Origin of the sequence: Chryseobacterium paridis, assembly GCF_016595215.1 — a bacterium.
GTDB classification, from domain to species: domain Bacteria; phylum Bacteroidota; class Bacteroidia; order Flavobacteriales; family Weeksellaceae; genus Chryseobacterium; species Chryseobacterium paridis.
In genome coordinates this window covers 1,004,113-1,025,123 of the sequence record NZ_JAENHK010000001.1, presented here as the reverse complement: position 1 = coordinate 1,025,123, position 21,011 = coordinate 1,004,113, and the positions used below count along the sequence as shown (strand labels likewise).

General features: G+C 34.3%; 22 protein-coding genes. 12 read left to right on the top strand and 10 right to left on the bottom strand.

Annotated elements, in window-relative coordinates; translation table 11 throughout:
* Positions 1-10: 10 nt before the first annotated feature.
* The 7 genes from ileS (at position 11) to trpS (ending at position 6,821) form a co-directional block, all read left to right on the top strand.
* Complete coding sequence (gene ileS, locus JHL15_RS04730) at positions 11-3,400, top strand: isoleucine--tRNA ligase (protein WP_200243561.1); 3,390 nt, start codon at positions 11-13, stop codon at positions 3,398-3,400.
* 59 nt (positions 3,401-3,459) lie between these two features.
* A complete protein-coding gene (locus tag JHL15_RS04725; protein ID WP_034740299.1) occupies positions 3,460-3,840 on the top strand; it encodes a TraR/DksA family transcriptional regulator in 381 nt (126 codons plus the stop codon).
* A gap of 80 nt (positions 3,841-3,920) precedes the next feature.
* Positions 3,921-4,166, top strand: a complete 246-nt coding sequence (locus JHL15_RS04720) for a DUF6576 domain-containing protein (RefSeq protein WP_200243553.1) — start codon at positions 3,921-3,923, stop codon at positions 4,164-4,166.
* Between the two features lie 16 nt (positions 4,167-4,182).
* Complete coding sequence (locus JHL15_RS04715) at positions 4,183-4,377, top strand: DUF2683 family protein (RefSeq protein WP_200243544.1); 195 nt, start codon at positions 4,183-4,185, stop codon at positions 4,375-4,377.
* Entirely contained in the window at positions 4,377-5,015 is a 639-nt protein-coding gene (locus tag JHL15_RS04710) for a lipoprotein signal peptidase (RefSeq protein WP_200243541.1), read from the top strand. The genes JHL15_RS04715 and JHL15_RS04710 overlap by 1 nt, the downstream gene beginning before the upstream one ends.
* Positions 5,016-5,027: 12 nt before the next feature.
* Entirely contained in the window at positions 5,028-5,672 is a 645-nt protein-coding gene (locus tag JHL15_RS04705; protein WP_200243539.1) for a SanA/YdcF family protein, read from the top strand.
* Positions 5,673-5,852: 180 nt separating this feature from the next.
* The gene (gene trpS, locus JHL15_RS04700) at positions 5,853-6,821 is read left to right on the top strand and encodes a tryptophan--tRNA ligase (RefSeq protein WP_200243533.1); all 969 of its coding nucleotides are present in this window, start codon (positions 5,853-5,855) and stop codon (positions 6,819-6,821) included.
* A 15-nt stretch (positions 6,822-6,836) separates the two neighbouring features.
* On the opposite strand, the gene JHL15_RS04695 is transcribed toward trpS, so the two are convergent.
* The 8 genes from JHL15_RS04695 to JHL15_RS04660 form a co-directional block, all read right to left on the bottom strand.
* Positions 6,837-8,120 carry a sensor histidine kinase gene (locus JHL15_RS04695; protein ID WP_200243530.1) on the bottom strand — a complete coding sequence of 428 codons (1,284 nt, stop codon included), beginning with the start codon at positions 8,118-8,120 and terminating at the stop codon, positions 6,837-6,839.
* Entirely contained in the window at positions 8,120-8,791 is a 672-nt protein-coding gene (locus JHL15_RS04690) for a response regulator transcription factor (protein WP_200243528.1), read from the bottom strand. The genes JHL15_RS04695 and JHL15_RS04690 overlap by 1 nt, the downstream gene beginning before the upstream one ends.
* 297 nt (positions 8,792-9,088) lie before the next feature.
* Complete coding sequence (locus tag JHL15_RS04685) at positions 9,089-9,538, bottom strand: PepSY-like domain-containing protein (protein ID WP_200243525.1); 450 nt, start codon at positions 9,536-9,538, stop codon at positions 9,089-9,091.
* Positions 9,539-9,623: 85 nt separating this feature from the next.
* Positions 9,624-10,319: a YjjG family noncanonical pyrimidine nucleotidase gene (locus JHL15_RS04680; protein ID WP_200243522.1), complete on the bottom strand. Its 696-nt coding sequence runs from the start codon at positions 10,317-10,319 to the stop codon at positions 9,624-9,626.
* A gap of 199 nt (positions 10,320-10,518) precedes the next feature.
* Positions 10,519-11,109 carry an RNA polymerase sigma factor gene (locus JHL15_RS04675; protein WP_089028087.1) on the bottom strand — a complete coding sequence of 197 codons (591 nt, stop codon included), beginning with the start codon at positions 11,107-11,109 and terminating at the stop codon, positions 10,519-10,521.
* 197 nt (positions 11,110-11,306) lie between these two features.
* Complete coding sequence (locus JHL15_RS04670) at positions 11,307-11,798, bottom strand: hypothetical protein (protein ID WP_200243508.1); 492 nt, start codon at positions 11,796-11,798, stop codon at positions 11,307-11,309.
* Between the two features lie 84 nt (positions 11,799-11,882).
* Complete coding sequence (gene metK / locus JHL15_RS04665; protein WP_200243503.1) at positions 11,883-13,163, bottom strand: methionine adenosyltransferase; 1,281 nt, start codon at positions 13,161-13,163, stop codon at positions 11,883-11,885.
* A 234-nt stretch (positions 13,164-13,397) separates the two neighbouring features.
* Entirely contained in the window at positions 13,398-14,348 is a 951-nt protein-coding gene (locus JHL15_RS04660) for a LysR substrate-binding domain-containing protein (RefSeq protein WP_200243501.1), read from the bottom strand.
* Positions 14,349-14,467: 119 nt separating this feature from the next.
* On the opposite strand from JHL15_RS04660, the gene JHL15_RS04655 reads away from it, so the two are divergent.
* From JHL15_RS04655 to JHL15_RS04635, 5 genes are all read left to right on the top strand, one after another.
* Positions 14,468-15,955 (top strand): catalase, encoded by a 1,488-nt coding sequence (locus JHL15_RS04655; RefSeq protein ID WP_200243500.1) that lies wholly within the window; start codon positions 14,468-14,470, stop codon positions 15,953-15,955.
* A 106-nt stretch (positions 15,956-16,061) separates the two neighbouring features.
* Entirely contained in the window at positions 16,062-16,829 is a 768-nt protein-coding gene (locus JHL15_RS04650) for an enoyl-CoA hydratase-related protein (protein WP_200243499.1), read from the top strand.
* Positions 16,830-16,875: 46 nt separating this feature from the next.
* Entirely contained in the window at positions 16,876-17,298 is a 423-nt protein-coding gene (locus JHL15_RS04645) for a deoxycytidylate deaminase (protein WP_200243497.1), read from the top strand.
* A gap of 5 nt (positions 17,299-17,303) precedes the next feature.
* Entirely contained in the window at positions 17,304-18,215 is a 912-nt protein-coding gene (xerD, locus tag JHL15_RS04640; protein WP_200243496.1) for a site-specific tyrosine recombinase XerD, read from the top strand.
* Positions 18,215-18,730, top strand: a complete 516-nt coding sequence (locus JHL15_RS04635) for an NUDIX hydrolase (protein ID WP_200243494.1) — start codon at positions 18,215-18,217, stop codon at positions 18,728-18,730. Before xerD ends, JHL15_RS04635 begins: the two co-directional genes overlap by 1 nt.
* A gap of 73 nt (positions 18,731-18,803) precedes the next feature.
* On the opposite strand, the gene JHL15_RS04630 is transcribed toward JHL15_RS04635, so the two are convergent.
* Together JHL15_RS04630 and JHL15_RS04625 are read right to left on the bottom strand one after the other, a co-directional pair.
* Positions 18,804-19,262: a heme-binding domain-containing protein gene (locus JHL15_RS04630; protein ID WP_200243493.1), complete on the bottom strand. Its 459-nt coding sequence runs from the start codon at positions 19,260-19,262 to the stop codon at positions 18,804-18,806.
* Between the two features lie 5 nt (positions 19,263-19,267).
* Positions 19,268-20,995: an Ig-like domain-containing protein gene (locus JHL15_RS04625; protein ID WP_200243491.1), complete on the bottom strand. Its 1,728-nt coding sequence runs from the start codon at positions 20,993-20,995 to the stop codon at positions 19,268-19,270.
* Positions 20,996-21,011 lie beyond the last annotated feature (16 nt).

Here is a 21,011-nt window from a genome sequence, read left to right as displayed (position 1 = left end):
AGATAGTACAATGAGCCAATTTAAAGAATACAAAAACCTCAACCTTATTGATATAGCCGACAACGTTTCGGAATTTTGGAAACAAAATAAAACATTCAATAAAAGTGTTGAAATTCGCGAGGGTAGCCCTGAGTTTGTATTTTATGAAGGTCCGCCTTCAGCAAACGGTATGCCTGGAATTCACCATGTAATGGCAAGAGCGTTGAAGGATATTTTCTGTCGTTATCAGACTCAGAACGGAAAACAAGTTTTCCGTAAAGCGGGTTGGGATACGCACGGACTTCCTGTAGAGCTGGGTGTTGAAAAGGAATTAGGAATTACAAAAGAAGATATTGGCAAAAAAATTTCTATTGAAGATTACAATAAAGCATGTCGTGAAGCAGTAATGCGTTACACAGACCTGTGGAATGACCTTACAGAGAAAATAGGATACTGGGTGGATCTTGATGATCCTTACATTACCTATAAGTCAAAATATATGGAAACTGTTTGGTGGTTGTTGAAACAATTGTACAGCAAAGAATTGTTGTATAAAGGTTATACCATCCAACCTTACTCTCCAAAAGCAGGAACAGGGCTTTCTTCACATGAATTGAACCAGCCGGGAACGTATCGTGATGTTTCAGACACTACAATAGTAGCTCAATTCAGAGTTAAGAAAGAAACCAGTGATCTGTTCAATGATGTAGATGGTAACGTAGATATTTTAGCATGGACGACTACTCCATGGACATTGCCTTCAAACACTGCACTAGCTGTAGGAAGAGACATTGAATATGTTGTTGTTAAAACTTTCAATCAATATACTTTTGAGCCTATAACAATTGTATTGGCAAGAGTTCTTCTGGAAAAGAACTTTGGTAAAAAATATGTTGCAGGAACAGAGGAAGATTTTGCGAACTATACATCAGAAAGTAAAACAATCCCTTATCAGATCCTTAAAGAATTTACAGGAGAAAAACTAGCTGGTACTCAATATGAACAATTGATCCCTTGGTTTACTCCATCTGAAACTCCTGAAAAGGCATTCAGAGTAATTCTTGGAGACTTTGTAACTACGGAAGATGGTACAGGTATCGTACATATCGCACCTACTTTTGGTGCGGATGATGCAAGAGTGGCTAAAGATGCTGGTATTCCACCAATGTTGGTAAAAGATGAGAATGACAATCTTGTTCCATTAGTAGATTTACAAGGTAGATTTATAAAAGGAAAAAATGTTCCTGAAGTATTTTCAGGAAAATATATCAAAAATGAATACTATGATGACGGAACTGCTCCTGAGAAATCATGGGATGTTCATTTAGCCATCGTATTAAAAGAAGAGAATAAAGCCTTTAAAGTAGAGAAATACGTCCACAGTTATCCTCATTGCTGGAGAACTGACAAACCTGTATTGTATTATCCATTAGATTCATGGTTTGTGAAAATGACGGCTGTAAAAGACCGTTTGGTTAATCTGAACAAAGAGATCAACTGGAAGCCAAAAGCTACCGGAGAAGGACGTTTTGCCAACTGGTTAGAAAATGTAAACGACTGGAACCTTTCACGTTCACGTTATTGGGGAATCCCGTTGCCTATCTGGAGAACGGATGACCTGAAAGAAGAAATGGTGATCGGCTCAGTAGAGGAATTATACAACGAGATCGAAAAATCTGTTGAAAAAGGATTTATGAAAGAAAATCCTTTCAAAGGATTTGAAATAGGGAATATGTCTGAGGAAAACTATTCTTTGGTTGACCTGCATAAAAATGTAGTTGACAAAGTTGTTTTGGTATCAGCATCAGGAAAACCGATGAATCGTGAGAGTGATCTGATCGACGTTTGGTTTGATTCAGGTTCTATGCCTTATGCACAATTGCATTATCCTTTTGAGAATAAAGAATTAATAGACAATAAAAAAGCTTTCCCGGCAGACTTTATTGCAGAAGGAGTTGACCAGACTCGTGGTTGGTTCTATACTCTTCATGCTATCGGAACAGCTGTATTTGATTCAGTTGCTTATAAAAACGTAATGAGTAACGGACTTGTTTTGGATAAAAACGGTCAGAAAATGTCTAAACGTTTAGGGAATGCAGTAGATCCGTTTGAAACACTTTCTGTTTACGGACCTGATGCCACACGTTGGTACATGATCTCCAATGCGAACCCTTGGGAGAATTTGAAATTCGATATTGAAGGAATCGACGAAGTGAGAAGAAAATTCTTCGGTACACTTTATAATACCTATTCTTTCTTTGCGTTATATGCGAATGTGGATGGATTCAACTATTCAGAAAAAGAGATGGAAAACCGTCCAGAAATTGACAGATGGATCCTTTCCGAACTGAATCTTTTGATCAAAGAAGTAAAAGCATTCTATGAGGATTATGAACCTACAAGAGTAGCAAGAGCGATAAGTAATTTTGTAAACGATAACTTAAGTAACTGGTATGTAAGATTATGCAGAAGACGTTTCTGGAAAGGAGAGTATTCTGATGATAAGATCTCTGCTTACCAGACTTTATATACTTGTCTTGAAATAGTTGCTAAATTATCAGCACCAATTGCTCCATTCTTTATGGATCAGTTGTACCAGGATCTGAATAAGGTAACAGGAAAAGAAAACTGTGAATCAATACACCTTACAGACTTCCCGGTTGCTGATGAAAGTTTAATCGATCAGGATCTGGTTGAAAAAACTCATTTGGCGCAGCAGATCACAAGTATGGTGTTCTCTTTAAGAAAGAAGGAGAATGTAAAAGTACGTCAGCCTTTACAAAAGGTATTGGTTCCTGTATTGGATTCTAAAGCTGAAGAACAGATTTTAGCTGTCGCAGAACTGATCAAGCAGGAAGTGAATGTAAAAGAATTACAATTAATCAATGCAGAAGAAGCTTCTCATTTAATTGTAAAGCAAATCAAACCTAATTTTAAGGCTTTAGGGCCTAAACTTGGAAAGGATATGAAAGTGGTTGGAAATGAAATTGCTGAATTTTCAGCAGAACAAATTTCTAATTTAGAAAAAGAAGGTAAAATAGATATCCAGGGCTATGAAATAACAATGAACGACGTTGAAATTTCAACAAAAGATATTCCGGGATGGACAGTAACTTCTGATGGGAAAACAACTGTGGCATTAGATTTGACGTTAACAGACGAATTGAAATCTGAGGGTATTGCAAGAGAATTCATTAATAGAATTCAAAACCTAAGAAAAGACAAAGACTTTGAGTTGACTGACAGAATAAATATCTTCATAGAAGAAAATTCACCATTCCTTGATAATATCAAGAAAAATGAGGAATATATTTCTGCAGAGGTCTTGTCAAATAAAATAGAAATTGTATCTTCACTTTCAAATTTTAACGAAATCGAGATAGATGAGGTTAATTTTAAGGTAAATGTTGAAAAAAATTAACATATAGTTATTGCATTTCAAATTCCATTTCATAATTTTATTAAAAAAGAGAAAAGAACATGTCAGACGAAAGAGTAAGATATAATGATTCTGATTTACAAGAGTTTAAAGCGATCATTAAAGAAAAAATAGAGAAAGCTGAAAAAGATTTACAACTGATAAGAGAAAGTTTTATCAACGACCAGAATAACGGAACAGATGATACATCTCCTACGTTCAAAGCGTTTGAAGAAGGAGCTGAAACTTTAAGTAAAGAACAAAACTCCATCTTAGCCGGAAGGCAGGAAAAGTTCGTTCGCGATCTTAAAAACGCTTTAATCAGAATAGAAAATAAAACGTATGGTGTTTGTAGAGTAACAGGTAAGCTGATTCCAAAAGAAAGATTATTAGCAGTTCCTCACGCTACATTAAGCATCGAAGCGAAAAATATGCAGAAATAACCGTAAGGTTTGTAAAATAAATTTGGGTTTATATTGTATTAGAAGTAATACTTTATAAACCTAATTTTTAATTTATATCCATGAGCGAATACTTAATTTTAGGGATTATCCTTATTGCAGTTTTATGGTTTTTCAACAGAGACAGAATTAAGAATAAATTCTTTCCTGATCAACATAAAAACTACACAATAGATGATCAGTTTAATTCAGATAAACGCGAAAGGGAAAAAGAAATTGACAGACTCTTAGGTAAGATGGGTAAAAACGGCATCAACGATCTTTCTCCAAAAGAAAGAAAAAGACTTGACGAGTTATCTAAGAAGTAAAAATAAAATATAAGAAATGGAATCTATTATAGTACATCCTAAAAATCCGATGGAGCTGAGCGCACTGAAAAGTGTTTTGAAAGAAATGAACATTAAGTTTGAAAAAGCTCATGTTAAGAGTTCATTTAATGGACAAAAAGTGATCAAGAAAGCAAGCGATAATAAAAATGTAAAAGCAGCTGCAAAACCTTCAAAACCTAAAGGACAGTAATGAAAAAGATATTAGCTATTACATTTTTGGTATTGTTAATAGACCAGGCTTCAAAAATTTATATTAAGACCCATTTCAATCTGGATGACAGTGTTTCTGTTCTTCCTGGTTTTAAACTTACTTTCGTAGAGAACCCGGGAATGGCTTATGGCCTTCATTTCGGAGGTGTTATTGGCAAGTACTTTTTAGTTATCCTTAGAATATTCCTGATTGGCGGAATGGTTTATATGTTTAAAAAATGGCTGCAACAAGGAGCTTCAAACTATTTGATCATTCCGATGGCTATTATTTTTGCAGGAGCGATTGGTAACCTTATCGACGGAATGTTTTATGGTTTAATCTTCGACAGTGGAACAGTTTATGATCCAAGTATCGACAGGTGGATTGGCTATGGAGGTATTTCAAAAATAGCATCTGCCGGACAAGGATATTCTTCTTTCATGAGAGGTTGCGTTGTAGATATGCTTCATTTTCCTATTGTAGATTGGAATGTTCCTGAAAGCTATCCATTAATTGGTGGAAAACATATTGAATTTTTCAAGTACATCTTTAATGTTGCCGACTCTGCAATTACAGTAGGTGCCATCTTTCTATTGGTTTTCAGAAAAAAAGCCTTTCCAAACGGACTGGAGTTCTAAAAAACATATTGAATGAAAAAATTGACAAAAAATATATTTAAAATATTCCTGCTTCTTATGGTTGCAGGAATTATTTTTGTTGCCTTTGCCAACTATAATATTAAAAAGCAAAGTGAACCTTATCTTACTAATAACATCTCTACCCTTCCTAATACCAAAACTGCAGTACTCCTCGGCACTAGCAAGATATTAAGTAACGGAATGCCTAATGCTTATTTCTACAATAGAATACAAGCTGCAATTGACCTGTATAAAAGTGGTAAAATACAATACATTATTGTAAGTGGTGACAACAGCACAAAGGATTATAATGAACCTGAAGATATGCAGCTTGCTTTAATGAAATATGGAATTCCAGAAGATAAAATAATTCTTGATCACGCTGGTTTCAGAACCTTGGATTCCGTGGTAAGGGCTAAAGAGATTTTCGGACAAACCAAGTTGATCATTATTTCGCAAAAATTCCATAATGAAAGAGCCGTGTTTTTGGCCCGAAAAAATGGAATTGAAGCTTACGGATATAATGCAAATGATGTGAATAAATACGTAGGGTTAAAAACCAATATGAGGGAGTATGCTGCTAAAGCTAAGGTATATTGGGATCTTTTGTTTGGGGTACAACCGAAATTCGGGGGAGAAAAGATTGTGATTCCATAGATGTATTAAAAGGGGGTTGTTTGATTTTTTGTAAAAAGTATTCATGTAAAATGTATTCATGAGATTTACCATAAGATCTTTTAATCTTTTAATCTTTTAATCTTTTAATCTTTTAATTCATTATTCCCCCAAACCTCGTAAATTTGTAATTCACTAATTTTTTATAAATAATAAAACAAAATGTCAAGAATTCTTACCGGCATTCAAGCCACCGGAACCCCGCACCTTGGAAACTTATTAGGTGCTATTATTCCTGCTGTTGAACTATCAAAACAGGAAGGAAATGAATCATTTTTATTTATTGCTAATCTGCATTCTTTAACACAGATAAAAGATGCGAAAGAGCTCAAACAAAATACCTACGAGATTGCTGCGGCTTGGCTTGCTTGTGGTTTAGATACTGAAAAAACATTCTTTTACAGACAGAGTGACATCCCTGAAACCTGTGAACTATCTTGGCATTTATCATGTTTTTTTCCTTATCAGAGATTAACGCTTGCTCACTCATTTAAAGATAAAGCAGACCGTCTTCAGGATGTTAATGCGGGTCTTTTTACTTATCCTATTCTAATGGCTGCAGATATTTTATTGTATGATGCAGAAATAGTACCTGTAGGAAAAGATCAGCTTCAGCATTTAGAGATTGCCCGTGATGTTGCCTCAAGGTTTAATAATCAGATGGGAGAAGTTTTAGTACTTCCTCAGGCTGAACTTCAGGAAAACACAAAATACGTTCCTGGAACCGATGGCCGTAAAATGTCTAAATCCATGGGAAATATTATTAATATTTTCTTATCAGATAAGGAATTGAAAAAACAGGTAATGAGCATTGAAACAGACTCTAAATCTTTAGAAGAGCCTAAAGATCCGGAAACAGATAAAGTTTTCGCTCTTTATGAGCTTATTGCTACTCCGGAACAAACAGAAGAATTAAGAGCAAAATATTTAGCTGGAAACTTCGGATACGGACACGCAAAAACTGAGCTTTTAAATCTTATTACAATCCGTTTCCAAAAAGAAAGAGAAACATTTAATTATTACATGACCCATCTGGATGAATTGGAAGCAAAGCTTCAGGAGGGAGCTGCAAAAACAAGAGTGATTGCGGTAGAAACGATTAAACGAGTAAGAGAAAGTTTAGGACTTTAACCGAAATACAGAATGTTATCTTTTATTCTTTGAAAGAATGAAACAATGCATTCCATCTTTAAATTCATAAGCAATATCCCATCCGGGGTATTGCTTTATTATTGTCTTAATGATAGAAAGTCCTAATCCTGTGGAACTATTATCTGTACTCTTTTTGTAAAATCTATTAAAAATTTTATCCTGATCCAATGGATTCTCTGAACCTGTATTCTGAAAGATCATGCAGTCTTTTTCTGTAACAATATTCAAAGTCCCATTCTGACGATTATATTTAATTGCATTATTAAGTAGGTTGGAAAGAAGAATATGAGCTAAATCCAGATTAAAAACGGCTTCAAACAGTTCTTTTTCCAAAACATTGACATTAATATTTTTGTACTCTATAAAATCGTCATAGCTATCGGTCAATTCGTTGATTAACATTGAAAAATTCACATTTACCAATGTGTTGAACTGGTTGTTTTCAATTTTAGAAAGCATGAGTAAAGATTTATTTAAACTCACCATTCTTCTCAAATCATTCTTTACTTCGGTAAAGAAATTCATATTCTTCTCATCGAGATCATCATTTTGAATAGCAAGATCCAGCTTATTAATAGCAATAGCTAAAGGGGTTTGCAACTCGTGGGATGCATTTTCTATAAATTGTTTTTGCTGATGAAATACCAATTCATTCCGATCAATCATTTCGTTGATCTCCACATTAAGCTCCTCAAATTCTTTTATTGAATAGTTCTTAGGCTCTTGAACAGAAGAAATTCCAAACTGATACTTTTTAAGCCTCTCAAGAATCTCATAGAAAGGTTTCATAGCCCTGTGAAGTAAGAATCCATTGATTCCTATAATGCTTACAACTAATAAAAGATACAACACAATAAGTGCTGTTGTCAGGTCATAAACCAACTCATCTTCCTCTACCGTAGAAGTTCTTATGGTCAGTTTCTGATATTTTCCAAACTGATCTATAAAATCCGTTTCAAGAACCCTGTACGGTTGCTCCTCATCATCATATTCCATATAATACATTTTATTATACAGCCTGTTTTTCTCTTTATGCTCTGCAACAGAAATAGGATTGATTTTAAATTCATTGAAGCCAAACTCATTATTCTTCAATAGGTTCTCATCAAGATATACAGCCTTAATAATTTGTATTTTCCTATTTTTCAATCCATCATCTACATTATCATATACTTCATCGAGGATATACGCATAGAACAATGCAGCCCACACCGCAATAATCAATAACAGGATTGTTATCAGGTACTTTATGGTATAATATTTCAGTGATACTTTCATTAAACAAATTTATATCCGATTCCGTATACCGCCTGAAAATCAGCTTCCGCTCCAAGTGTTTTAAGCTTTTTACGAAGGTTCTTTATCTGTGAATAAATAAAATCAAGACTGTCTGCCTGATCTATATAATCTCCCCAGATTGCTTCTGCAAGCATTGTTTTTTGTAATGTCTTTTCCGGATGTATCACAAAATAATACAACAGATCATATTCTTTGCGATTAAGTATCAATTCTTCATCACCGATTTTCACTTTCCTGTTGTCGGGATCAATGTTAATATTTTTATAACTGATTATATTCTCACCATCCTGATTTTTCCTTCTGATCACCGATTTAATTCTTGCCATCAGTTCAGCCAGATGAAAGGGTTTTGCCAGATAATCATCTGCTCCTATTTCTAGCCCATTTACTTTATCATCAACTGAATCTTTTGCAGATAAGATGATAACGGGATCTTTTTTGTGCATGTTTTTAATCTCTTTCAGAAGATCCATACCATTTCCATCCGGGAGCATAATGTCCAAAAGAATACAATCATACTCATAAGAAATGATCTTATCAAGACCCGAACTATAATCAGAAGCGTACTCTACAATAAAGTGCTCTGCCTCAAGAAAGTTTTGTACAATATTCCTTAACTCCGGTTCATCTTCAATAATTAAAATTTTCATAGCATGTAATTCTTCTGATCTTCTTATCAAATATATAAAATTATAACCTCCTGTTTCCGGGAGGCCATAATTTAACAAGATTAAAAATTATTTTTAATGAAACTTCCATCTGTACGAAAACTAAGTATTTTCCTATTCAACAGATGAATTTCGTATATATCCTTTATTCTTTCGATAGATTCAACGACCACACAAGGATGGTATGTAGTAATAAAGGCAAGTATATTTCTCCTGCTCTCTTTGCTGATTATATTCCAATTGACCATAACATAAAAAATTAAAGATTAAAAAGTAGTCTTAGTCATCAATCCGGTTAAAATTTCCATCTTTATCGAATTTCAGATCAACTCCATTAGAAAGCTCAGCCTTGTAAGACCATCTTTCTTTCTCAATTTTTATGACATAAGTGTTTGGAAAACTCTTAGCTACATAATTTCTTATACCTGCAGGAATAAAACCATAAGGAAGCTTCTGATGCTTGCCGTCTACCTCTTTCCAGTTTCCTTTACTGTCAAATTCTATTTTTGTTCCATTGGACAAATACACCTTATATTCATCTACCCCATATATTTCACGATCTTCTATAACCGATCCTACAGCGATTCCCTTAAAGTTTCCTGCAATAAAATTCTTGGCTGTTCTTGGTAATTGATTAGCATTGATTGCACGATCCTGAGCAAACAGGAAGCCTGTTGACAGCAACAAAATAAAAGTTAATGCCCTCGTGATTTTCTTTACATTTTTCATAATACAAAATTTTATTCATTGATTATGAAGCAAAATTCTATATTAATTTAGGAAAGAATTAGGAAAGAAAATTCCAAAAGCAATTTTATAAATATTCTTTGATCTGCAAAAGATGCTTAATGGTCTTTACATTCTCTTCTGTTCTGTTTTCATTAAGTACATCAAAGAAAATAATATCGATCCCAAAATTCATTGCTCCTACGGCATCAGCAATCCAATCATCTCCGATCAAAATACTTTCATCTTTATTTGCCTGAGCACGGCCCAAAGAATATTCAAAGATTTCCGGATTAGGTTTCCGAACTCCAACAGCGTCTGCACTCGTAATGGTATTAAAATAGCCATCAATTCCTGATAAGATACATTTTCTTTCAGTTACTTCTTTGAAGCCATTGGAAATAATGTGAAGGGTATAATTCTTAGCTTTTAGATAATCCAATATATATATCGCCCCTTCTACCAATTCATTATGATTAAGGATTTTATCTAAAAAGTGTTCTTCAAAATAATCGGAAAGCTCCTCATTTTCTACTCCAAAATGTTTGAAAGTATCAAAAAAACGATGCTTTCTCAAATACTCTTTACCAATGATACCATCTCTTATTTTCTCCCACAAGCTTTCATTAATCTCATGATAAATCGCATGAAACTCCTCAAAATCTATATTATAATTAAGAGTTATTTCCTGTTTTTCGAAAAGATCTTTAATGGTACGGTAAGCGTTCTTACGATGATCCCAGAGCGTATTGTCCAGGTCAAAAAAAATGTGCTGAATTTTCATACAGCACAAAATTAATACTTTTAATTTTTGGAAATCGAATAATTCTTGTCTTTGATTTTTACTATCCCAATATTTTTTGAAAAGCTCAGTAAAAAATCAATAGTTTTCTTTTTTGGTTTCAAAGTTTTCACTTTTAAGGAGTCATTTTTTTTCATAAGCGAAATATGTTTATCCTTAAAACGGGAATTTTTAATAATTATTATCTTGTTAGGATAATATTATTCTCTTCCATGATTTTTCTAAGATTGATCAAAGCATACCGAACGCGTCCCAGCGTAGTGTTGATGCTCATATCCGTGTGATCTGCAATCTCTTTAAAACTTAAACCATCAAAAAATCTTAGTTTAATAACCTCCTGCTGATTCTGGGGTAAATATTGCAGCATTCGCAATAGATCCTCCTGAATCTGATTAGTGACTAACTGATCTTCGATATTTTCAGAAGGTTCTCTGATGAGATCAAAAATAGAATATTCATCAGTTTCAAAAGTAGTTTCTGAAACCTTGATATTTTTTGATTTTAATCTGAAATGATCGATGATTAGATTATAGGCTATCCTTTTTGCCCAAAGAATAAATTTTCCTTCTTCGTTATAACGACCTTCCTTCAACATCACAATAATTTTCATGAATGTATCCTGGAAAACATCGTTGGCAAGGTCTTCATCATTAATTTTGTAAAAAATGAATGTAAACAGTTCTCTCTGATGACGATGAATAAGAGTTGATAAAGCTCCTTCGTCTCCTTTTTGGTAAAGGGAAATTAATACGCAATCCGATTTTGATTTCATTTCTTTCTTCTCAATATATATTTTTGTCGACAGTTCACCTTCCAGATATTTTACCTGGTTTTCGCTGTAAATACAAAACAGTTTTCAAGAGTAAAGTCCAATCAATAAGCACCACGTTTATTTATGGATGTAAATATAATAAAATTTTAATAACTGTTAACCTATTATTAATATTTCAGAATATTTTTTAAAAAAAATTACTTAAACATGTCATGAATGAAGACAGTTGGTATATTTAATGAAAAATTTACATTAACTCCTTTCAGTCGTTTTCCGTTCAATTCTGCGTCTCCAATAGGGAAAGCATAGCCTGCAGTTAAATCCAGCAAACCGAATAAAGTTACGCCTACCTTTGGCGCCACATATTTATTTGTTCCTTCTACTCCAGCTAAAAAATAATACGAATGATAGAAATCTACATTCTTTTCAAAATTAAGCAGAACATCAGCCTGAAGCTTGGGCATTATCGCAAACTTAGAATTTGTTGCTCCCATCAATGCAGACCCTCCAACCCGGTAAATAACATCATCATTTTTAAGAAAAAGTAATTTTCCTCCTAGCTCTCCAAAACTTTGGTTTTGATATACGTATCCCACATTAATCATTTTATGCATTGTATATTGGGCACTTGCAAAAGTGGATAGGAAAAATATACATACCATCGTTATTACCAATCGAAAATTAGCCATCTCTTATTTATTTAAGCTGTAAAATTAAAAAAAACTGCTTTACCTAATGAAAGATAAAGCAGTGTAAATATCTTAAAGAAAAAATTAAATCCCAAATGCAGTTTTAATCTCTTCTACTTTGTCTAATTTCTCCCAAGTGAAGAATTCCAGACCTTTTAATGTAAGTTCATTTTTATGCCCTTTATTGAAGGTTTTATCAGCGACATAATGTTCCTTACCCATATGTCCGTAAGAAGCTGTTTCCTGATAAATAGGATTTCTCAATTTTAAGTTCTCCTCAATCGCATAAGGTCTCAAATCAAAAATCGTAGAAACTTTTTTAGCGATTTCACCATCATGAATATCAACCTTTGAAGTTCCGTAAGTGTTGATGTATAAACCACAAGGCTCAGCAACACCAATCGCATAAGAAACCTGTACCAATACTTCATCTGCAATACCCGCAGCTACAAGGTTTTTAGCAATATGTCTCGTTGCATAAGCAGCACTTCTGTCTACCTTTGAAGGATCTTTTCCAGAAAATGCACCACCACCGTGAGCACCTTTTCCTCCATACGTATCTACGATAATCTTTCTTCCTGTAAGACCTGTATCTCCATGAGGACCTCCGATTACGAATTTACCTGTTGGATTGATATGATATTTGATCTGATCATTAAACAGCGCTTTAATCTCCTCTGTTTGCTGTGCAACAACTCTTGGGATCAAAATATTTTTGATATCCTCACGGATTTTGTTCAGCATTTCTTCTTCAGATCCAAAATCATCGTGTTGTGTAGAAACCACAATCGAATCAATTCTTACGGGTTTGTGATCATCAGAATATTCAATAGTAACCTGACTCTTTGCATCAGGACGCAAATAAGAAATTTCCTTACCTTCTCTTCTTACTGCAGAAAGCTCTTTAAGAATAGTATGCGCCAAGTCTAAAGCCAAAGGCATATAGTTAGCCGTTTCGTTCGTTGCATAACCAAACATCATTCCCTGGTCACCAGCTCCCTGTGCATTTGCTTTACTTTCAAAAGTTTCATCTGCCACTTTTCTGTCAACACCCTGGTTAATATCCGGAGACTGTTCGTGAATCGCAGAGATCACCCCACAAGAATCACCATTGAACATGTATTCTCCTTTTGTATAACCAATACCATTGATTACTTCTCTGGCGATGGTTTGTACATCAAGATAAGCATCTGATTTTACTTCTCCGGCCAGTACTACCTGTCCAGTAGTAACAAGTGTTTCACAAGCTACTTTTGAAGCTTTGTCGTATGCTAAAAAGTGATCGATTAAAGCGTCAGAAATCTGATCTGCAATTTTATCAGGATGCCCTTCTGAAACAGATTCAGATGTAAATAAATAAGACATATTATTCTTTGTTTTTATTAAATTAAAATTGGAGGAATAATGTGAATAATTGCATGGAAAGCTCAAAAAGAAATACTGTTTTAGCTTTTTTTTATAGAGGTTGCAATCAGGTCAAATTTTTCCTCGTTCGTAAACATGGGCAAAGTTAAGGACTATTTTTCAATACCCAAAACTTTTAAGAAATAATTATAAATTTCTTGAAACTAACATTTTATCCGGGTTATGGATAAAAAACTATTGTGGTTTTATGCTTACGAAATCCTTTGGACTTTCATTATAATTAAGCCTTTCTTTCAAAGAGGACTGGATTGACGAAGATAATTCATCAATTATTTTTTGTTTGAAAGTCGGTTTATAATAAATAATACTTATTTCTCTAAAAGGGAAAGGTTTTTTAAATCTGAAAACTTTACCTTTCTGTTCTTCAGAAAGCTGACTTAAAGCCAATTCAGGTAAAATACTGATTCCTCCCACCTTATCAACCATATGAACAAGAGTCTGGATATTAGAAGCCAGAAAATCTAAGTTTTTAGGCTTTAGTGTATTTTCCTTTAAATGACAAATATTTTCAAATTGGTTTCTTAAGCAGTTCCCTTCTTCTAAAAGCCATACTTTTTCAACGTTCAGCTCTTCTGGGATGATGTAAGAATTCTTTTTGTTCGCTTGTGTATCCGAACTGTAGATCATCAATTCTTCATTAAAAAGGAAATCCTGATAGAATTCATCTGCCGTATCGTAAGGAGTTGAAATAATTCCGGCATCCAGTTCACCAGCCTTTAAGGCTTTGATGATACTGTCTGTGGTCATCTCTTTTACATTCATCTGAATTTTTGGATTTTCATCAAGGAATTTGAAAATCTCAGTGGGTAAAATAAAGGAAGAAACAGTAGGGATAATTCCTAGATTAATGGTCCCGCCCAGAATGTTATTAAGCAGGTTCGCCTTGTTTCTCAACTCATTGACAGATTCTATAATTACCTTCGCCTGATCAATGATCTGAAGCCCAACATCAGTAGTACGGATAGGGTGTGTAGTCCTGTCAAATACCTTTACATCCAGTTCATCCTCAAATTTCTGTATCATCGCACTTAGTGTAGGTTGCGTAATGAAGCATGCTTGAGCTGCTTTTCCGAAATGTTTGTACTTATCTACAGCGATAAGATACTCCAATTGCTGAATGTTCATCTGATTAATATTATCTATTACAAAGATATGATGTTTTTGCTATAAGCAATTAAAAATTCAAGTAAATTTGATATTTCTTATACCCCAAACAACACAATAAATAAATCAAATCTAACTATATGGATTCTAAAAAATTAACATTAAGCAGTGGTGCTCCGTATTTCGAGCATCAGGATTCTCAGACCGTTGGTCCGAGAGGTCCGGTTTTATTGCAGGATTTTATACTTCAGGAGAATTTAGCTCATTTTGTGAGAGAGAGAATTCCGGAAAGAATTGTTCATGCGAAAGGAAGTGGTGCTTATGGAACATTCACAGTTACACATGACATCAGCAAATACACGAAAGCTAAATTATTTTCCAAAGTTGGAAACTCTTGCAGAATGTTTGCAAGATTCTCTACAGTAGGAGGTGAAAAAGGAAGTGCAGACACAGCAAGAGATCCAAGAGGTTTCGCTTTAAAATTCTATACAGAAGATGGCAATTGGGATCTTGTTGGGAACAACACCCCGGTATTCTTTATAAAAGATGCCAAGAAATTTCCGGATTTTATCCATACGCAAAAAAGGGTTCCGAAAACCAACTTAAAAAGTGCCACTATGATGTGGGATTTTTGGAGTCTGAACCCGGAATCATTACATCAGGTTCTTATTCTGATGTCTGACAGAGGTACTCCTCATGGCTACAGACATATGCATGGTTTTGGATCTCATACTTTTTCTATGATCAACGAAAACAACGAGAGAGTTTGGGTCAAGTTCCATTTTAAAACAAAACAAGGTATTAAGAATTTCAATAACGAAGAGGCTGTTAAGCTTTCAGGAGAAAATCCTGATTTCGCACAGGAAGATCTTTGCAATGCTATCGAAAAGGGTGATTTCCCAAAATGGACTTTATATATTCAGGTAATGACCGCAGAGCAGGCGAAAGATTTCAGATGGAATCCTTTTGACGTTACTAAGGTTTGGTTCCAGGGAGACTTCCCATTGATTGAAGTCGGAGAAATGGAACTGAATGAAGTTCCGGTTAATTATTTTGCTCATGTTGAACAATCTACTTTTTCTCCAAGCAATTTAATCAACGGAATCAGCTTCTCACCAGATAAAATGCTTCAGGGAAGATTATTCTCTTATCCTGATGCTCACCGATACAGAGTAGGTGTAAATTCTCACCAACTTGAAGTGAACCGTTGTCCTTTTGCTACTAACAATTACCAAAGAGATGGCTATATGGCAGATTCTAAAGATTATGGTGATAAGCCTAATTATCATCCGAACAGCTTTGATGACATCAAACCAGATCCTGCTTACAAAAGCTATGAATATGAATTAGATAGTGCTCATGTTGCGTACTACAATCGAAATGAAAATGACGATGACCACTATACGCAACCAGGTTTACTGTACACTAAAGCAATGAATTCTGAAGATCGGGAACACCTGGTTCATAATATTGTTGGAAGTATGAAAGGAATTGATGGACCGAAGAGAGATGAAATTATCAATCGCCAGTTATGCCACTTTTTTAGAGCCAACATTGAACTTGGCATGAAAGTAGCATCACAGCTAAATATCAATATTGATAGCAATATGATGAATCATATCAAATAGTCAAACAAAATAATATTTCAACAAAAAAGGAAAAAATATCAACTTTTTTTCCTTTTTTTTGTAAAAAAATGATAATTTGCAACGGTTAGTATTTTAAAGTGGAAAAATGAGTTACGAAAATATATTATTAAAAAAAGAAGATAAATTAGGTATTATTACAATAAACAGACCTGAAAGTCTCAATGCATTAAATGCTAAAACCATTCAGGAAATAAGTTCAGCTTTAGACGAATTAGATGTAGACAACAGCTGTAGAGTTGTTATCCTCACTGGAAGCGGGGAGAAATCTTTTGTTGCCGGAGCTGATATTAAAGAATTCAGTGACTTTGGACAGGAAAGAGCTGAAGAATTAGCAAAGAATGGTCAAAATTCTCTTTTTAATAAGATAGAAAATCTTTCTAAGCCCGTAATTGCAGCCGTAAACGGCTTTGCATTAGGAGGTGGTTTAGAGCTTGCTATGGCGTGCCATATCAGATATGCATCGGAAAATGCTAGATTAGGACTTCCAGAAGTAACATTGGGATTGATTCCAGGTTACGGAGGCACCCAAAGACTTCCAAAGCTTGTCGGAAAAGGCCTTGCCAACGAAATCATCTTCTCTGCTAAAATGATTCCTGCCCAAAGAGCAAAAGAAATCGGATTGGTAAATGAAGTATACCCTATTGAAGAATTATTAACAAAAACAAAGGAATTAGCAAACGTTATCGCTTTCAACTCACCGATGGCAATATCTAAGGCTATTCATGCTGTAAATCTATCAGATACGGATAAAGGTTTTGAAACTGAAATTAAATATTTTGGCGAGCTTTTTGAACTAGCGGATAAGAAAGAAGGGGTTTCTGCGTTTCTTGAGAAAAGAAAGCCTAACTTCTAAAAAAAATTATTATTACAAATTATTTCGAAAAAAACAATGCTGCTGTATGAATAAGTTTGATAAAGCTTATCTAAAAATGGCTCAGGAATGGGCAAAACTTTCCTACTGTGAGAGAAAACAAGTAGGAGCTCTTATCGTAAAAGATAGGATGATTATTTCAGATGGTTACAATGGAACTCCTTCGGGATTCGAGAATTGTTGTGAAGATGCTGACGGAAAAACACACTGGTACGTATTGCATGCAGAAGCTAATGCTATATTAAAATTAGCTGCTTCTACTCAATCTGCAAAAGGAGCTACGTTATACTTAACGCTTTCTCCATGTAAGGAATGTAGTAAATTAATTTTACAGGCAGGGATTACAAGACTGGTGTACATTAATGAATATTCGGACGACGACGGGATATCATTCCTGAGAAACCATAATATTGAAATAGAACAAATTTCTGATTGTGAACTAAAAAAATAACACAAATGACTTGGGATGAAAAAATTAAGGATTTTGAAATCTTTCTTCGCTTCGAACGAAATTTTTCAGAAAACACTCTTGACGCTTACGTTAGAGACATTAAAAAATTAAAAGAGTACGCAGAAGAAGATCTGGAAAACATCGCTCCCGATGTTATCGGATATGAAAACTTACAAGAGTACATCTTCAATCTTTCTAAACAAAAATTCAGCGAACGATCACAGGCAAGATGGATTTCATCCATTAAAGCCTTCTTCAAATTTTTGCTTGAGGATGAAGCACGTGAAGACAATCCGGCGGCATTACTTGAAGGCCCCAAATTAGGATTGTACCTTCCTGACACGCTCAGTCTCGTAGATATCAATAAGATTATAGGAGCCATAGAGGTCTCGTCAGATCTGGGAAGAAGAAATCAATGCATTGTAGAGGTACTTTACGGTTGTGGACTTCGGGTTTCTGAACTTATCGATCTGAAAATCTCCAATATTAATTTCAAAGAAAATTATATTAAAGTACATGGAAAGGGAAATAAGACCCGTTTCGTGCCCTTAGCGGATTATACAGCAGATCTATTGGAAAGTTATATCAAAGAAGTACGCAGTAAGAATAAAATAAATAAGAAATATGAAGATTCTTTATTTCTTAATAGCCGAGGTACATCTATGTCCCGAGTTATTGTATTTCTTATCATAAAAGAGCTTACAGATAAAGCTGGAGTAAGCAAGAAAATATCTCCGCATACTTTCAGACACTCTTTTGCTACACACCTATTGCAAAATGGAGCTGATTTAAGATACATCCAGGAAATGCTTGGACATTCCAGCATTACGACAACTGAAATATACACACACTTAAAGACTGAAGAACTAAGGGATGTAATTTTAAATTATCATCCTAGAAATATTAATATCGCTTAATGAAAGTATTGAAATATTGTCCAAACTGTGGCAAAGAATCTCTGAATTGGGATGGCGAAAAAAAATGGAGCTGCCCTCATTGCAATTTCACGCTCTATAATAACGTTGCCGGTGCGGTAGCTGTTGTTATAAGACATGGTGATGAGATCTACCTGACAAGGAGAAATCAGGACCCTAAAAAAGGAAAACTGGATTTGGCCGGAGGTTTTGTGGATCCAAGAGAAAGTGCCGAGGAAACCTGCAAACGAGAACTTTTTGAAGAACTACAGTTAGATATTGATATTTCAAACTTACAATATATCACAAGCTTACCAAACATTTATCAATACAAGGAGATTGATTACAATACAATCGATTTATTCTATGAATACCGTGTTCAACAAAAATTTGAAGTTAATCTTGCATTATCTGAAATTTCAGAAACACAGTGGATTCCTTTAAGTCACATCGATCTGGATGATATTGCTTTTGATTCTCAGAAAATATTTTTTGAGCAATATCTAAAGAATTTGTAATCACACCTTTGAAATAAAATATAAATAGCAGAACCCAGGTTCTGCTATTTGTTTTGTAATTGATAGTAAGAATTTAATAAGACTTTGATTTCAGCATTTCCTCAAAGTAATTGATCAATAATTTTCTTTCAGCTTCAGATAGGTTAGCCTCCTTGTGATAAACAATATAACCAGGCATTGGCATTGTTTTGCTTTGAAGCGTCGGAATAATACTGTTAAGCATACTTTCCTTCAAATCTGAATTGTAGGTTTGCCATATAGAAAAGTTAAGGTGTTCACGCCCTTCGTTGACATGGCTCTTTATAGACCAGGATACAGGTGCAATGTATGAATATTTTGGATAAACTGTTTCATTGGAATGACAATCATAACAGGCACCTTTAATCAGCTTACTGATCTTTTCAGGTGTCTTTTTAGCATCCACAAAATTCACTTTATGATCAACAGGCTTGTTTGCTCTATCGATAGGCACAAACTGGATAAGTGCAAAAACAACCAGGCTCCAAAATACGATCTTCTTTACCATCTTCATAATTTCTATCTCACAGGTTGTAACACTGAATTACCTGACTTCAATGCCTTATTATCTTTTTCAACAGGCTTATTTTCAACAGGCTTTGGAATATTCAACGTTTTAGTATCTAATACTCTGGTATCCTTTAAATCCCAATCTTCGTTACTATCCCACAGAGGCCTTACTACAGCAACCTTATGGAAAATATAGGAATCTTCCGCAAAAGTTTCATTCTGGAAATCTGCTTCATCCCAGAATTTATTATCATTATTATCAACTAAAATCCTAACAATATATTCACCCGGTTTTAATATATCAAATTTGACAGCATCTCCTTTCGTGTACTTTTGGTAAATAACCTTTTCTGAGGTATCTAATAATTGCAGCCAATAATTCGAAGTTGGGGCATTTTGAAGTTTAAATGTCAGACTTCCATAATTTTCTATCTTATCTGTTTCAAAATCAAAACGCTTAGAGGCCGGGTTTTTATCATAGAAGGATAAGACTGTTGTTTTTGGGACTACCAACTGATACTTTTTACCTTCAATAAAATCCGACTGTATCAGGATCTGATATGGATTTGTTTCAGAAATCTTTGCTGTAAAATTCTGAGTTGTCAAGCTATCGCTTTTCAGTACCCATTTATCCGTATTGATCTTGTCGATAATATAGTTGGAAGTTATTTTAAAATCTGTTTTTGGAGGTAAGAGCGCACCATCATTATTATCAAGACTCATGGCGTTCTTAGCATTGTATTTGTAAAATACAGAAACCGTATCTTTTTTGTTATCTGCATCATAACTGAATTTTAAATTATCAGTTCCCGTCTGCCCTACATTGCTTTTCACCGCATCAAACCAAATCTTTACAGAATCTGATTTAGGACGATGTGTTATTTTTATATCTTGTAATTTATCATTGATCGAAAGTACTTTCACATCATTTGGACGCCCCTCAAATGTCATGGTTATTCCGCCTGGTGTTTCCTTCATTTCCACATATTTCAATGGTTTTTTAGACGGATATACCTTTAGATTTAATCCTGAAATCGATTTTTCAACTTCTACAGGTTCTTTTTGAAAACCTACTTTTTCTTTTCCGGGGTCGTACATTGAATTCCCATTCTCATCTTCAAAAGCAATGATCTTATATTTTCCAGGGGATAAATAATTAAGCTCATAATAACCGTCATCATCAACCTTTGTGATGTAATAAGGTTTTTGCTTATAATTCATAGTATCCTGAACCTTATACAGGCCTACAACCATTTTATTATCTGTTGTTGATGCTTTTTTAATAGATACCGCATCCCTAACATCACCACTGATATACAAATCATCCAACTTATCCCCCGTCGAAAAGGCGAAATTGAAATAGCGTAGTACATTGGCTTCGTTATTATCTACAATAGAATTCCCGAAATTGAAATTATATGTTGTATTTGCTTGTAAAGTATCTTCCCATTGAATCAAAAGATATTTATTGGCAATATTAGAAGGCAGAATTCGCTTGATCTTCTTTATAGGAGGAGAAATAATTAAATTCTTATTGACATCTTTTAATGTTACATATTCATCAAAATCTATGCGTAATTGCTTAATATCTCTTTTGACATTTACTCGGGTTGTATCTATATTTGAGCTTAAAAACTTTGGCGCCAACGTATCTTTAGGACCTCCGACAGGAGAACCTACTCTCGCACAAGACTGTACAAGGAAACCGATAATGAATAGTAAAAGAAGTCTTTTCATGAATATGTTTAAGCAA

What these genes read in the sequence shown, in the direction of transcription:
- ileS (WP_200243561.1), top strand. Translation starts at nt 11, where the DNA reads ATGAGCCAATTTAAAGAATACAAAAACCTCAACCTTATTGATATAGCC.
- JHL15_RS04725 (WP_034740299.1), top strand. Translation starts at nt 3,460, where the DNA reads ATGTCAGACGAAAGAGTAAGATATAATGATTCTGATTTACAAGAGTTT.
- JHL15_RS04720 (WP_200243553.1), top strand. Translation starts at nt 3,921, where the DNA reads ATGAGCGAATACTTAATTTTAGGGATTATCCTTATTGCAGTTTTATGG.
- JHL15_RS04715 (WP_200243544.1), top strand. Translation starts at nt 4,183, where the DNA reads ATGGAATCTATTATAGTACATCCTAAAAATCCGATGGAGCTGAGCGCA.
- JHL15_RS04710 (WP_200243541.1), top strand. Translation starts at nt 4,377, where the DNA reads ATGAAAAAGATATTAGCTATTACATTTTTGGTATTGTTAATAGACCAG.
- JHL15_RS04705 (WP_200243539.1), top strand. Translation starts at nt 5,028, where the DNA reads ATGAAAAAATTGACAAAAAATATATTTAAAATATTCCTGCTTCTTATG.
- trpS (WP_200243533.1), top strand. Translation starts at nt 5,853, where the DNA reads ATGTCAAGAATTCTTACCGGCATTCAAGCCACCGGAACCCCGCACCTT.
- JHL15_RS04695 (WP_200243530.1), bottom strand. Translation starts at nt 8,120, where the DNA reads ATGAAAGTATCACTGAAATATTATACCATAAAGTACCTGATAACAATC.
- JHL15_RS04690 (WP_200243528.1), bottom strand. Translation starts at nt 8,791, where the DNA reads ATGAAAATTTTAATTATTGAAGATGAACCGGAGTTAAGGAATATTGTA.
- JHL15_RS04685 (WP_200243525.1), bottom strand. Translation starts at nt 9,538, where the DNA reads ATGAAAAATGTAAAGAAAATCACGAGGGCATTAACTTTTATTTTGTTG.
- JHL15_RS04680 (WP_200243522.1), bottom strand. Translation starts at nt 10,319, where the DNA reads ATGAAAATTCAGCACATTTTTTTTGACCTGGACAATACGCTCTGGGAT.
- JHL15_RS04675 (WP_089028087.1), bottom strand. Translation starts at nt 11,109, where the DNA reads ATGAAATCAAAATCGGATTGCGTATTAATTTCCCTTTACCAAAAAGGA.
- JHL15_RS04670 (WP_200243508.1), bottom strand. Translation starts at nt 11,798, where the DNA reads ATGGCTAATTTTCGATTGGTAATAACGATGGTATGTATATTTTTCCTA.
- metK (WP_200243503.1), bottom strand. Translation starts at nt 13,163, where the DNA reads ATGTCTTATTTATTTACATCTGAATCTGTTTCAGAAGGGCATCCTGAT.
- JHL15_RS04660 (WP_200243501.1), bottom strand. Translation starts at nt 14,348, where the DNA reads ATGAACATTCAGCAATTGGAGTATCTTATCGCTGTAGATAAGTACAAA.
- JHL15_RS04655 (WP_200243500.1), top strand. Translation starts at nt 14,468, where the DNA reads ATGGATTCTAAAAAATTAACATTAAGCAGTGGTGCTCCGTATTTCGAG.
- JHL15_RS04650 (WP_200243499.1), top strand. Translation starts at nt 16,062, where the DNA reads ATGAGTTACGAAAATATATTATTAAAAAAAGAAGATAAATTAGGTATT.
- JHL15_RS04645 (WP_200243497.1), top strand. Translation starts at nt 16,876, where the DNA reads ATGAATAAGTTTGATAAAGCTTATCTAAAAATGGCTCAGGAATGGGCA.
- xerD (WP_200243496.1), top strand. Translation starts at nt 17,304, where the DNA reads ATGACTTGGGATGAAAAAATTAAGGATTTTGAAATCTTTCTTCGCTTC.
- JHL15_RS04635 (WP_200243494.1), top strand. Translation starts at nt 18,215, where the DNA reads ATGAAAGTATTGAAATATTGTCCAAACTGTGGCAAAGAATCTCTGAAT.
- JHL15_RS04630 (WP_200243493.1), bottom strand. Translation starts at nt 19,262, where the DNA reads ATGAAGATGGTAAAGAAGATCGTATTTTGGAGCCTGGTTGTTTTTGCA.
- JHL15_RS04625 (WP_200243491.1), bottom strand. Translation starts at nt 20,995, where the DNA reads ATGAAAAGACTTCTTTTACTATTCATTATCGGTTTCCTTGTACAGTCT.